The organism is Rhizobium sp. AP16, assembly GCF_000281735.1.
Taxonomy (GTDB): domain Bacteria; phylum Pseudomonadota; class Alphaproteobacteria; order Rhizobiales; family Rhizobiaceae; genus Rhizobium; species Rhizobium rhizogenes.
In genome coordinates this window covers 1-13261 of record NZ_AJVM01000056.1, presented here as the reverse complement: position 1 = coordinate 13261, position 13261 = coordinate 1, and the positions used below count along the sequence as shown (strand labels likewise).

Below are 13261 nucleotides of genomic sequence, written 5' to 3'. Positions count from 1 at the left end.
GCACCCGCCGCAGTGGCGGCGCCGCCGATTGCGACCGATTGTGCTCCGGTTGCCGAGGTGAAGCTGCCACCCGCAAAGGAGTTGACACCCGAGGCCTTCGCCGTATCGCCGAGAGCGACCGAGCTTCCGCCGGTTGCTTCCGACAGGGCGCCGACGGCGACATCACGGATGCCCGCTCCGCCAGCCACACCGGACACACTGCTGACACCGAGCGCAACACTACCTGAGCCCAGGGTTTGAGCCGACCAACCGGCGGCAAGGGAGTTGTTGCCGGTGCTCTTGGCACTCTGGCCAATCGCCGTCGAGTTGACCCCTGTCGCGACGGTATTCGAACCCAGCGCGCTGCTGAAATCCCCTGTCGCGGCGGCTCCCGGACCGACGGCCGAGCTGAAATTACCCGACGCAGCCGTGTTCGCGCCGACGGCGATCGCCTGTGTGCCCTGCGCCGTGGCGCTGGAACCGACGCCGATCGCATCCGTGCCGGTGGGTGAGGAGTCGGGGCCTGTCGAATTGGCGTGGAAATATTTGATGCCGCCGCCGGTGACGATGGAATTGACCGCCGAGTTGGTGGCGAAGAGCTGCGAACCGTTGACCGCATCGGTCGAGGTGGCCGAGAGACGGCCGGCCGCGACATTGGTGATGGTGCGCTCGGCGCCGACGGCGCCGACGCTGACCGTCGAAGTCGGCGCCGTGCCGGCGAAGGTATAGGTCGTGCCCTGAAGGGTCGTGCTCGATGTGCCGACGGCAGCCGCCGTCACCGAGCCGGCGCCCAGCGCCACATCATTGGCATTGGTCGCGGACGCACTGTTACCCAGCGCAACCGCTCCCTTCGCGGCAGCCGAAGCGCCGCCCGTGGCACCAAAGCCGCCGATGGCGCCACCGAGCGCGATCGATCCGTCGCCGGAGGCCGTGGCGCCCTGGCCCTGTGCGACGGCGCCGTCACCGGACGCCGTTGTTTGACGGCCGAGCGCGATCGAGGAATTGTTCGAAGCAGTGGCGCTCCCGCCCATGGCGACGGAGCCATCGCCGGACGCGCTCGTTGCGAAATCTCCGCGGGTACCGATCGCGATCGCATTCGTCGCGGAAGTTGCTCCACCGCCGATCGACGTCGACGTACTCGTGGCAGCCGCACCCTGACCAAGGGCCACGCCACCCGCCTGGCTGTCAAGGCCGGTCACCTTGGAGTTCAAGCCGATCGCGACCGTACCGGACAGCGCTGCCGAAGCACCGTTGCCGATAGCAACGGCCTTCGTGCCAGCCGAGGCTCCGCCCGTGGCACCAAAGCCACCGATGGCACCGCCGAGCGCAACCGCCCCATCGCCACTGGCCGTGGCACCCTGGCCCTGCGCGATGGAGCCATCACCGGACGCCGTCGTCTGGCGGCCGATCGCAATCGATGAATTCTTCGAAGCGGCGGCACTGTTACCCACGGCGATGGAGCCATCGCCGGTCGCCGTCGCCGCGAAATCCGAACGGGCGCCAATGGCAATCGCATTATCCACGGAGGTCGAGCCGCCGCCGATCGATGTCGAGACGCTGGTGGCTGTCGCCCCTGTACCGACGGCCACACCGCCACCGGCGCTGAGACCGGAGACTTTTGCATTCAAGCCGACGGCCACGCCGCCCGCCACATTGCTCGACGCGGCATTGCCGATGGCAACCGACGACGCTCCCGATGCGTTGGCTGCATTGCCGCCAGCAAAGGAATTTCCGCCTGTTGCCTGGGCGCGGGTACCAACCGCCGTGTCATTGGCGCCCGATGCCGTTGCATTGCCGCCGACAGCGGTCGAAAACGTGCCCGAGGCAGTGGCCGACACACCAAGTGCCGTCGCAGCCTGCGCGCTCGCTGTCGTGCCGTTGCCAACGGCCAGCGAGTCGGTGCTGCTGGCTGTCGACACCGCGGAAAATGACCCCTGGTTGCCGATCGAGATTGCGCCCAGACCCGTCGCGTTCGAGGTATTGCCAACAGCAATACTGGATGCGCCAGTGGCCTTTGCGTTGGCGCCGAGCGCGTTGGCATTCACACCCGACGCTATCGCGCCGGCGCCGATCGCGACATCGTTGACAATCGTCGTCGCGGAGCCTGAAACGCCAGCAACAGCGCCCTTGCCCATCGCTATGCTCTGATCGCCATAAGCGGTTGCGTTACCGCCGACAAAAGAATAATCGCCTGATGCGGTCGAGCCATAGCCGAAGGCAGCTGCAGCAAGCCCCGATGCGTTGGCGTTGTTACCAGCGGCCGTGCTGGCACCGCCGGACGCCGTCGCGCTGACGCCGAAGGCTGAGGCTTGGGCACCACTGGCCTTGGTACTATTACCAACCGCAGTGGAGTTAGTGCCCGATGCGTTCGCTAGGATACCAAGAGCCGTGGCGTTGGCCTGGGAAGCGCTAGCGCTGTTGCCGATAGCGGTGCCACCCGCGCCGGACGCATTGGCCGCCTGGCCGAGCACCGAGCTCTGGGCTCCGGTCGCCGACGCCTGCCGGCCGATCGCCACGGAATTATTACCGGTCGAGTTCGCGGCGTCACCGATGGCGACACCGAAATTGTTTGCCGTGGCACCGCTGCCGGCGCCGATCGCAATCGAGAAGGAACCGCAGGTCGCGGGGGCGCCGGCACCGGAGCCCATCGCCGACGAGCCGTTGATCGCATCGATCTGCACGCAGGTGCCGGCATAGACTTGCGTGGGCGCACCGACCGTGGTGATGCCGGCGGCGAGAGCGCCGAAGATGGCGGCGGCAAGGGCGCCGCGGCTGCTGAACTTGCCGACGCTGGCGCGGACCTGGGCGAACTGCCGCTGGGCTGCGGAAATGAAGCCGATCGGCCGGTTGCAGCGTGGGCAATGCGGGACATCGGTGTGTCCCATGACGGCGCGCGCCATGTCGGCAAGAGTGGCAATGCCCATGGCGGCAAGGGCGGCAGCAACGGCCGCCCCACGGCCGAGCGAGCCAACCGAGCGCTTCTCGCCCATGCCGAGAATGCGGAAGGCCATACGCATGATGGCAGCGATGCGCCGGCGGATCGACCTGTATGTCTGCTGCTGTCCCGGCTGAAGCCTGACATGGCCAACTGCCCTTGCGGCAAAGGGCTGAGCTGCGTTGTTTGCTTCAATCATGGTCTTGCTGATCATAACGGCCTTCTCCACGTGGAAATCCCCTCTCTTTCACCAGCTCCACCCGGCGCATCATGCACGGGGCTTTGTTCGGAGCTGAATGAGCTGAACCAATTGGAATGCAGAACAGTGAGCGCGTCGCGCTCCCCAAGACGGACGAGGCTTTCGCAGATGCCGGAAAAGCGTTCGTCGTAGGTTTCTTTGGAATGGATTGCGTGATCGACGCGCGCGGTCGGCAGCGTCTTGACCATCAAATCGACGATGGCGCCGAGCTGCTCGGCCGGCCTGTCGGCATAAAGCGGCCGCGTCAATCCATAGACATAATGGGCAAGCGCCTGGTCCAGCTGCTCGCGCGACACCGTCGCCGGCACCTTGGCCTCTATCGTGCGCCAGACGAGGAGCAGGCGCTCCTCGCACTCTTTCTGAAGCGTCTGCCTCATCTCATCCGCCAGCGGCGGCCGGTCGAATGCCGTGCCTGCGACGGTTGCGATGGGGGAAGCGGAGGTGTTGCGAAGAATCGAGGTCAATGCGCCAGACCCTCCGCACTCGCCGAGCCGCCCTTGGGCTTCGGACCGAAATAGACGGCCAGCTTGTCGCCGAGCGCCTCAAGCGGAATGCCGAGCATGAACGCGGCACGGGTGGGATTGCCGCTGCAGCGGCGAAGCGTCTGCAGGATGAGGTTTCGCTCCACATCCGCAATCGTCTGGCCGATCAGCATGTCGACGGATTGTTCGATCGTGCGCGGCGTCGGGTTCTCGTCCGAACCGCCCAGATGCGCGACGATCTGGTCGATCAGGCGCTCCTCGACCCTCGTCGTCAGCACGACGCTTGTCTCGCGATCGAATGCCTTGAACACATAGAGACCGGTCCCGAGATCGATCGTCACGCATGCGGTCAGCACGCGATCGCCTCGGCTGATGGCGATATACGGCTCGGGAGAATCTTCGAGAGAAAAAGGCAGAGGCAGGCGGTTGTCGACGACGAACATCGCCTCGAGCTCACCGAAGACGATATTGAGCAAGGCACGCGCAACCTGAGCCTTGACGGGGAAAGCCGCCTCGCTGAATTCGCGAGATTCCCATGGGGACGAATGTGTCATTATTGCAGCCTCCCCGAGAGAAAGTGAGAGGCGCACAAGCAGGAATGCAGAAACTTTTTGGTAGCATAGACGATAATATCGTCTTTAGATCGCATAAATCTGCGATTTGTGGACCGTTCGGCCCCGGAGTCAGGGGGCAAAACAACCGCTCCAGCAACAACCATATCGCGAGTCATGGGTCGTTTTTGGCGAATAGCGCAACGCGCGGCTGAGCCGTCACGGCCGAAAATCGGGGAAAAACAGGCCGAAAGGGCAGATAGCGCCCATTGCGGCATGGGCCGCTTGCGATCGAAGTAGAGAAAATTCAATACATGGCGAAAAATCTCCTTTTGAATCAGCGAATTACGCGCATTTCCGCGCGATATTCCATCGCCATATTCCGAGGCCCCGGCGATTTTGCAGTACAAAAAATCGCCTTGCTTTATATTGGAGGATATCCCCAGAATTCCGGGAGTTTTATTTGTTGATTCGTATTTTATACTTGGATTTTTCGCACAGTTAAGCGCGCTGTACTTCCAGCCCCAATACATCAAGGGTTCCCTTAGCGTATTAGAAGAAAGTAACTTGCCATATAGCGGAAAATGGCAATTTTAGGGGCATTTTAGGGCGTATACGTACCGCGTATCGGACTTTTTTTGGGGCGGACAAAAGGGAACCATTCTGTCAAACATTCAATTAGCGCGTGATTTTGTTATCGCTAAATTTATGATAACATTATATATCGCCGCGATACATTCGTGATTGCATGCTCTAACATCGGCGAGGAACAGCATTTGATGAAAATTGGATACGCGCGCGTTTCGACGGAAGACCAGAAGATGGATCTGCAACTGAACGCGCTTGCCGCGGCCGGATGCGACCGTGTTTTCACGGATCACGGCGTGTCAGGGGCAGGTTTTGAAAGACGCGGGTTGGATGGCGTCATGAAGGTGCTTCGCAAAGGCGACACACTCGTCGTCTGGCGTCTCGATCGGCTTGGGCGATCGCTGGTCCGTCTCGTGCAGTTCGTCGACGAGCTTGGCAAGCGGGGTGTCGAATTCCGCTCTCTGTCGGAAAACATAGACACGACATCCTCCGGTGGAAGGCTGGTGTTTCATCTGATCGCCGCGTTGTCGGAATTCGAGCGTGCCCTGATCAGCGAGCGGACCCGCGCCGGCATGGACGCCGCCCGCCACAAGGGCTTGCATCTCGGCCGGCGGCCATCTCTGGACGAGCAGCAACAGGAGGAAGCCTATCACGCCGTGCGCGTCGACGGACAGACGATCCCTGCGGTCGCCAAGCACTACAATGTCAATCCTCGCACAATCCGGCGTATCGTGAGCAGGCTGAAGGCAGAGGCGGCGACGAGGGTGCGATAAAGAAGCCCCCATGGGCGGGCAACCGTTTGGCCCAACCATGGGGCAATCCCGGGCTGGCGCTATCACGCTGCTTGCAACGCGGCGAAGTTAGGTAGCCGGCTTAATTGCTTAGCCGGAGCGGCACGCGTGCTCATGAGCCGATCCCGCTCAAACTCACAACAGCGACGTGCACCAACCCGGCGGTGGCGGCGAATGCGAGGAGGCACAGGATGAGGCCGACCAGGGTCACAAGCCCATCTCTTGCCATCAGGGCGATGGAAATCACCGTCAGTGCAAGGACCGGCAGAAAATTGCCGAACGGGATTGGCAGGGCGATAGCAATCGCCAACACGAAGATCGGAAATGCCAGCAGCCACTGCATCATCCTGCCCGTGAACATTGCCAGGCGGCCTGGGCGGATAATTGCCTCAACTCTGGCAATGATCGGAACGCTGTAGCGGACGACGAGATCAACGACTGTCGACGACAGTCTGCGCCGATTGAGGAAGGCCGGAAGCCACAGCGTCTGACGTCCCATGGCGATTTGCACCGCAACAAGGGCAAGCGCGCTGCCGAATACCATCCCGAAAGGTCCGGGTATCGGCGTGAGGGCAGGCAGTGCCAGAAAAAGAATGGTGAAAGCCATGCTGGTCCGGCCAAGACCGGACAGCACCTCCCTCACGCTGACACCGCCTTGCGATTGTGCAAGCTTTGCCAATTCTTTCAGGCGAACCGATGCCATCTCTTCTTGCGGTGCCGCGCCGGCTGCCTGCTCAGTCATGTGATCTCGCCACTCCGAATCCGGGGAATGATCGGCTTTGCAATTTATCAGGTGGCACTAGCGGCTTTGTTTTCAATGAGGCCGATGATGGCTGCGCAAGCTGGATTGTTCTTGTCGAGCAGGTCCGCCGGGTTGCTCCAGCCGGTCGCCACGCCGACAATGGTGGTGACGGTCCAGTAACTATCCTGCGATGCACGTTGCACCAGCAGCGGGACTTGCGATGACAAACACGTCCGAGATTGCTGGACGATCTCCACCGGCAGATTTGCGGCGGCCGCGTATTGTTCGATCTCGGCCTGAAGGGGAGCGATGGCGAAAGTAGCAAAGAGCCATGCGATGAAATTGGAGAGCATGTCTGTTCCTTGTTAGGCGTTTGTTGGGAGAGAAGGGGCAGCGCACCCACCACATCAGCAGGTGCGCGGCGGGCTTTAAGCGTTGTTCACCGTGTCGCGCGTCTTGAGCAGGCTCCAGACCACGCCACTTGCGATGATCGCGAAGGTGATCCCGAGCGAGAGGGCAGCCGGAAATTTTTCCAGGCCCAGCATGTCGGCAACGAAGATCTTCGAGCCGATGAAGACCAGCACGATGGCCAAGGCCGGCTTCAGATATTTGAAGCGATGGATCATGGCCGCCAGCGCGAAATAAAGGGCGCGCAAACCGAGGATCGCGAAGATGTTGGAAGTGTAGACGATGAAGGGATCCGTGGTGATCGCGAAGATCGCGGGAACCGAGTCCACGGCGAAGATGACGTCGGCGACTTCGATCACGACCAGGGCCATGAACAGCGGGGTGATGAACCAGACCATCTTGCCGGTCTGCGGATGGGCCTGCTTGACGAAGAACCGTTCGCCGTGATGCGTGTCGGTGACGTTGAACCGGTTTCGCATGAAGCGGACAAGGGGATTGTTGGAAACGTCGGGTTCGGCGTCTTTCATCACCAGCATCTTGATGCCTGTGATGATGAGAAACGCCGCAAATACGTAAAGCAACCACGAAAATTCAGCCACCAGCGTCGCGCCGACGCCGATCATGATGGCACGCAGCACGATCACGCCGAGAATGCCCCAGAAGAGCACCCGGTGCTGATAGAGACGCGGGACGGCAAAGAAGGAGAAGATCAAGGCGATGACGAAGACGTTGTCGAGCGCCAGGGTCTTTTCGACGACGAAGCCGGTCATATAGGCGAGGCCGGAATCGGCGCCGAGATACCACCAGACCCAGCCGCCGAAGGCGAGGCCGAGCGAGATGTAGAGGGCGGAGAGCTTGATGCTCTCGCCGACGCCGATCTCCTTGTTTTGCTTATGCAGGATGCCGAGATCGAACGACAGGATGGCGATGACGAGGGCAATGAAACCTGCCCACATCCAGAGCGGCTTTCCCAGCCACTCAACGAAAAACAATGATGTTTCCACGAAGGAGAACCTCTGTCGGCGCACGGTGTCGGAAAAGGTCCGACATCGCAAGAGCGCCGACGGCTCTCACCAGAGGGGCCCGGACCAGCGGGTTGAGCCGCAGATAGGTGCCATGTTCTCGCAGTTCAAGGGGGATATTTGGTTGATGCCTTCTGGCTCCTGCTTCGAGTTAGAGGTCACCACGCTTAAATGCTTTGGAAAATGCGCAGCAAACGAATCCTGCCGTTCATGCCGACATAGGCTGCGATATATGGTGTGCATGCGAAACGAGGTTCCGATCGATGCTAACCGGAACCTCTGAACTTTGCGCTCCTGCGAAAGCGCAAGCACATTTGCTTGCGTCACGCGGATGCGATGTTATTCCCCGTCAACAGGCAGGGTATGTGCCGTACAACTGCCTACTCGACCGATTTGATCGGGTCTTTCGGCGCTGGATCGAAGCCGACCAGATCCGTGGTCAGCTTTGCATAAGTGCCGTCGGCCACCATATCCGCGAGAGCCTTGTTGATAGCCTTCACGAGCTCCGGCTTGCCCTTCTTGATAGCAAAACCCTTTTGAATGTGGCTGACGTAGTCATCCGTCATCTCCAGCGGCATATGTGCGTTCTTGACCGCATAGGCTCCAGCGATCGAGTCTGTAATCGTCGCATCGATATTTCCGTTGACGAGATCCTGCATGGCGTCGGCCTCGGCCTTGTAGCCCTTGACGACGGCTCCCTTTTCCTCGGCGATCTTGGCAAAGGTGGAAGAGACGAGCGCGCCGACTGTCTTGCCTTTCAGATCGGCAGCACTCTTGATCGGCGACCCCTTCGAAACGATGATGCGACCACCCGATTCCAGCCAACCATTGGCGAAGGTAACCTTCTTCTGACGCTCAGGCGTGATGTCCATGGATGCGCTGATGACGTCATACTGATCGGCCTGCAGGCCGACGAGGAGCGAATCCCATTTGATGAGGACAGGCGTGTAGGCGAGATCCAAACGCTTGGCCACTTCCTTCATCACGCGGATTTCCAGACCGTCGAGCGAGCCGTCGGGAGCGCGCATGCTAAAAGGCGCAAATGTACCCTCGGTCGCGACCTGCAGCTTGCCGGGTTCCAGGAGCTCCAGACCAGCGGCCGAAGCCGGCGCGTTACCAAAGGCAGCGGCGGCAAGCATGGTGCCAGCGAATGCAAACAGTTTGAATTTCATGGCTATTGTTCCCTTTATTGATCTGGTTGAGGTATCGTCTTCGCCTCGCGGCGCATAAAACTTCCCGGTGCGCGTTGCCCAGACCACGACCGTTCAGGTCTGGGCCGCATAGTGCCGCTCCAGCCAAGCTGAAAGCTGGGTGAGAATGGTGGTCAGGACGAGATAGATGATCGCAACCGTGATGTAGAATTCGAACGGGCGGAAGGTCGCAGCAATCAGGGTCTGCGCATAAAGCGTCAGTTCCACCACCGTAATCGTCGACAGCAGCGACGTGTTCTTCAACGTCGAAATCGCCTCATTGGTGATGGACGGCAGGATGATGCGAGAGACCTGTGGCAGGATGATGCTGCGCATGGTCTCCGACGGGCTGAAGCCGAGCGCGAGCGCCGACTCCGTCTGCCCACGCGGAATGGCCGAAAGGCCGCCACGAATGATCTCCGCGACATAAGCGCCGCTGTTGATCCCGAGCGACAGGACGCCGGCGACAAAGGGAGAAAGCTTGATGCCAAAGGCCGGCAATCCGAAATAGATGATGAAAACTTGAATAAGCGTCGGCGTTCCGCGAACGAACCAGACATAGAAAGCCGATGCCATGCGCGCGGCACGCCACTTCGATCCATGCGCCAGGGCGGCCGCGAGACCACAGATCCAACTGAAAATGATGGTTGCTACCGTCAGCCAGAGCACTGTCCAGGCAGCCTCGACAAAACCCGGCCCGTAAAGCTTGAGTTCTTCAAGAAACGCTTCGCTCATGAAAGCACCTCCCCGTTGGATGCATCCATGCCAAGGGAGCCAAATTGGTCATGCAGAATGCGATGTAGGAACTGCTGCAACCGCTCGCTTTGCGGATTGCGCAGGATGCCGGGCGCGCCGGATTCGGCAACGACGCCCTTGTCGAAAAAGAGAACCCGGGAAGAAACGTCTCGGGCAAAGGCAATCTCATGCGTGACGAGAAGCATAGTCATGCCTTCCGCAGCCAGCGATGCCATGAGCACCAGCACCTCATGCACAAGTTCCGGATCAAGCGCCGATGTCACCTCGTCGAATAGCATCAGGCGAGGCTTCATCGCCAAAGCACGGACGATGGCGACGCGTTGCTGCTGGCCGCCGGACAGTCGGGAGGGATAGCTATGCCGCTTTTCATAAAGCCCGATGCGCGACAGCAGCGCTTCGGCCTCCTCGACCGCCTGAGAGCGCGGCATCTTCAGGAGTTTGACCGGCGCATGGATGACATTTTCCAGAACCGTCATGTGCGGCCAGAGATTATAGCTCTGAAACACCATGCCCACCCGTCGCCGCAGTGCTTGCAATTGCGCCGGCATTGGGAACTGACGCGACTCGGGCCGGAAGTCGAACGAAAGCTCGTCGAAATCCATGAAGCCGGATTGCGGCATTTCCAACGCATTGATGGAGCGCAGGAAGGTACTCTTGCCCGAGCCGCTGGCGCCGATGATCGAGACGACCTCGCCCGCCGTAACGGTGAGCGAAATTCCCTTCAAGACTTCATTGTCCCCGAAACTCTTTCGGATGTCGCGCAGGGTCAGAATCGGCTCCGGCATCATTCGTCCCCCGACGGCAATTGGTCGAGAATATCAACCGCGACATCCTTCGGCGTGCGGGCTGCTCCGTTGATGATGGTGATGTCCTGTGGGCATGCAGATAGCACCAGGAGAAGGTCCATCTCGGCGCGCAGCACGATCCGGTCACCTGGCTGCGATGCAGGAGGCAGGCGCTCGACGGTGCCATCGCCCCGGACAGGCACGTTCATGAAAAGATTGAGCGATGCCGGGGTGAACGACTGGACGATGCCTCTCTCGGCAAGCGCCTCGTGAAAATTGCCCGAACAGCTGCGACGCCCCTCCTCGCAACCGAGTTCGCGATAGAGAGCGGAATTGCAGGGGCAGAGAAGCGTGTCATGCGCCAGCGCTGCGCTGTCTTTAACCAGCGTCAGCATCTTGAGGCGACTGGTGCCGACCGCCGACATGCCCTGCTTGAAGAAGATGTTGCTATTGACCGATCGAGTATGGTCCATCGACATGATATCGCTCGGATCATCGGCCGATATTGCCCATGTGTCGACGACTTGGTTGCCATGACTATTGGTGATGACGGCGAACTGGCCGGCGTGCATCGTGAAGGCGCGCCCATGGCTGGCCGGCACGATTTCGGAACATTCGGTCATGATGCAAAACTCGCGTTTCGACGGGGCACGGGCCTCATTGGAACTCGAGGCTTCTATGGTCCGTTCGCCCGACCATTGACTTTCAGATTTCAGCCTATTCGGTATACCAATGGAATTCAAGGTTGTTTTTCAATGATTTACTGCAAAAATGATTGGCGTTCTGCGTAAAAAATCAGCCCTTCTGCGCAAAAGATAGTCATTAAGAGCTGAGAGGGACGGCCGAGCACATCCGATGGATCACGGCATGCGTTGACCGTTGAATACAGTTGGTGTACCGAAATTTGAAAAGCTTTACGCCTTCAGCCGACCAGCGTCAAAAGGTGCTTGCGCGTCAAAGGAACCGTGCCATGGCCAGATATTTTCCGCTCGATGAATACGAGGCACGCTGGGCGCGTGTTCTCGCAGAGATGAAGGCGCGCGGCTTCGAGACGGCCGTGGTCTTCGGGCGCGGCGGCGGCACGACGGACAATTGCGGCGACATTCTCTATCTGTCCAATCACTATGCCATCAGCGGCGGCATGGATTCGCTGATCTGGTCGGCCCGCTCTTTTTCCGGCATCATCCTGCAGCAAGGCAAAGCGCCGGAACTGCACATCGACGAACCGGAAGTGCGCGACGATCTCGTCTCCATCGCCGACGTGCGCTCCTCAAACCATCCCTTTGCCAGCGTCGCCAAGGCGCTGGTCGAACGGGGTATCACGGGCCGTGTTGCGCTGGTGGGCACGAATTTCATCCCGGTCAAATATTACAGCCAGCTCGTTGACGGAGCTCCGCAGGTGGAATGGATCGAGGCCGATGATCTCATCCGCAACGTCAGACGCATCAAGAGCCCGCGCGAGCTCGACTGTTTCCGGATCGCGGGCGAGACGGCGACTATCGGGCTGAACCGACTCATGGAAGGACTGACAGGCGGACTATCCGAACGGGATGCCGCCGGCGAGGCGGCCCGCGAGGTAGTGCGCTTCGGTGGCCGCCTCCAAATGATCGGCTGCAATCACGGCGATACGCTCGGTTTCGATCAGCGCTTTCCGCTGACCGGCTACAGTGCCGATACGCCGCAACCAGGCGACATCGTCACCGGCACCCTCCATGCAGCCTTCTATCAGGGCTATTATCTCGACCCCGGCCGCACAGGCGTTCGTGGCAGACCCAATGACGACCAGCGTCGGCTGATCGAGGCCGCCGCAGGTATCGTGCACGCCCTGACCGACATGATGCAGCCGGGTGCGAAGCTTCTCGACGTGGCAGCGGAGGGTGATCGCATGACGGCAGCGTTCGGCGGCTCCGTCTCACCGATCATGAAGAACTTTCCCTTCTTCGGCCACAGTATCGGGCTCGGCTTCGAACTGCCGCGCATCTCCACCAGTATGTCGTTGCCGCAAGACCACATCGAGAAGGATATGGTGTTCGGCGTGGAAGCCTTTCTCTCGCTCGAAGGGGTCGGTGCGGCCTTCTTCGAGGACATCATCATCATCGGCGAGGACGGCAACGAACTCCTGACCAAATCGCCAAGCTTCTGGTGGTAGCGCTTACGCCTGAAGTTTAGCTAGACCCCGCCTCTCTATCGAACGACAAGGTCACGCGGTAGCGTCGATAGCGGCTCAACCCCGGTTTCGGTAACGATCACGGTTTCGGAAGCGCCGACGGTCCAGACACCGTAGCTTCGCAAGGTCGCGGGCAGATGGAAGACCATGCCCGGCTCGATCAATTGCGACACTCCGCTGAAGAGACTGAGAATTCCGCCTTCGCCCCAGTCGGGCGCGAAGGCGACCCCCATCGAATATCCGATGCGCTTGCGAAAGGCCGCATGATAGCCTTTCGCATCGATCACCTTCTGCGCCGCCTCATGCGGCACGCTGCAAGGCACGCCGGGTCGGATCGCCGCAAGGGCAGCCTCAAGGGCGGCAAGCGCGCAGTCCATCATCCGGCGCGCTTCGTCGGGCGGATGGCCGATCCAGACGGCGCGCATCAAGCCGGCGTGATACCGGGCGTGGCTTCCCGCCAACTCAAGAAAGACAGGATCGCCCGCCGTCAGCTTCCGCCGGCGCCATGTCATATGCGGCAGGCCGCTGCGCGGCCCTGAAGACACCAAGGGCTCCATCGCCATGGCTTCCGATCCGGCTTCGGTTGCGGCAGCCAGCATGGCAGCC

The 13261-nt window shown here is 60.5% G+C and carries 14 protein-coding genes; 2 read left to right on the top strand and 12 right to left on the bottom strand.

Features of this window, described 5'->3' with window-relative positions; translation table 11 throughout:
• The 4 genes from PMI03_RS16330 to PMI03_RS31110 all read right to left on the bottom strand — a co-directional run.
• The coding region (locus PMI03_RS16330; protein ID WP_007695222.1) for a hemagglutinin-like protein at positions 1 to 3128 on the bottom strand (3128 nt) is incomplete at its 3' end.
• On the bottom strand, positions 3125 to 3637 hold the full coding sequence (locus tag PMI03_RS16325; RefSeq protein ID WP_007695221.1) for a hypothetical protein: 513 nt from the start codon (positions 3635 to 3637) through the stop codon (positions 3125 to 3127). The genes PMI03_RS16330 and PMI03_RS16325, both read right to left, overlap by 4 nt.
• Positions 3634 to 4209, bottom strand: a complete 576-nt coding sequence (locus PMI03_RS31115) for a helix-turn-helix domain-containing protein (RefSeq protein WP_007695219.1) — start codon at positions 4207 to 4209, stop codon at positions 3634 to 3636. The genes PMI03_RS16325 and PMI03_RS31115 overlap by 4 nt, the downstream gene beginning before the upstream one ends.
• The gene (locus PMI03_RS31110; RefSeq protein ID WP_007695217.1) at positions 4209 to 4739 is read right to left on the bottom strand and encodes a hypothetical protein; all 531 of its coding nucleotides are present in this window, start codon (positions 4737 to 4739) and stop codon (positions 4209 to 4211) included. Before PMI03_RS31110 ends, PMI03_RS31115 begins: the two co-directional genes overlap by 1 nt.
• Positions 4740 to 4985: 246 nt before the next feature.
• Between PMI03_RS31110 and PMI03_RS16315 the strand changes: the two genes are divergently transcribed.
• Entirely contained in the window at positions 4986 to 5567 is a 582-nt protein-coding gene (locus PMI03_RS16315) for a recombinase family protein (protein ID WP_007695215.1), read from the top strand.
• A gap of 130 nt (positions 5568 to 5697) precedes the next feature.
• On the opposite strand, the gene PMI03_RS16310 is transcribed toward PMI03_RS16315, so the two are convergent.
• From PMI03_RS16310 to PMI03_RS16280, 7 genes are all read right to left on the bottom strand, one after another.
• Positions 5698 to 6327 (bottom strand): exopolysaccharide biosynthesis protein, encoded by a 630-nt coding sequence (locus PMI03_RS16310; RefSeq protein WP_007695212.1) that lies wholly within the window; start codon positions 6325 to 6327, stop codon positions 5698 to 5700.
• A gap of 47 nt (positions 6328 to 6374) precedes the next feature.
• Positions 6375 to 6680, bottom strand: coding sequence for a hypothetical protein (locus tag PMI03_RS16305; RefSeq protein ID WP_007695210.1), 306 nt, complete (start codon positions 6678 to 6680; stop codon positions 6375 to 6377).
• 75 nt (positions 6681 to 6755) lie between these two features.
• Positions 6756 to 7691 carry a TerC family protein gene (locus PMI03_RS16300; protein WP_052034285.1) on the bottom strand — a complete coding sequence of 312 codons (936 nt, stop codon included), beginning with the start codon at positions 7689 to 7691 and terminating at the stop codon, positions 6756 to 6758.
• A 446-nt stretch (positions 7692 to 8137) separates the two neighbouring features.
• Complete coding sequence (locus tag PMI03_RS16295; RefSeq protein ID WP_007695206.1) at positions 8138 to 8929, bottom strand: transporter substrate-binding domain-containing protein; 792 nt, start codon at positions 8927 to 8929, stop codon at positions 8138 to 8140.
• Positions 8930 to 9022: 93 nt separating this feature from the next.
• A complete protein-coding gene (locus tag PMI03_RS16290; protein WP_007695203.1) occupies positions 9023 to 9682 on the bottom strand; it encodes an amino acid ABC transporter permease in 660 nt (219 codons plus the stop codon).
• Positions 9679 to 10488 (bottom strand): amino acid ABC transporter ATP-binding protein, encoded by an 810-nt coding sequence (locus tag PMI03_RS16285; RefSeq protein ID WP_007695201.1) that lies wholly within the window; start codon positions 10486 to 10488, stop codon positions 9679 to 9681. The genes PMI03_RS16290 and PMI03_RS16285 overlap by 4 nt, the downstream gene beginning before the upstream one ends.
• The gene (locus tag PMI03_RS16280; RefSeq protein ID WP_007695199.1) at positions 10488 to 11111 is read right to left on the bottom strand and encodes a DUF1989 domain-containing protein; all 624 of its coding nucleotides are present in this window, start codon (positions 11109 to 11111) and stop codon (positions 10488 to 10490) included. The genes PMI03_RS16285 and PMI03_RS16280 overlap by 1 nt, the downstream gene beginning before the upstream one ends.
• 347 nt (positions 11112 to 11458) lie before the next feature.
• Here PMI03_RS16280 and PMI03_RS16275 point away from each other — a divergent pair, with 347 nt between their 5' ends.
• A complete protein-coding gene (locus PMI03_RS16275; RefSeq protein WP_007695197.1) occupies positions 11459 to 12637 on the top strand; it encodes a Xaa-Pro peptidase family protein in 1179 nt (392 codons plus the stop codon).
• 35 nt (positions 12638 to 12672) lie between these two features.
• Here the strand turns inward: PMI03_RS16275 and PMI03_RS16270 are convergent.
• Positions 12673 to 13261: Xaa-Pro peptidase family protein (locus PMI03_RS16270; RefSeq protein ID WP_007695196.1), on the bottom strand; the 589-nt coding region annotated here is incomplete at its 5' end.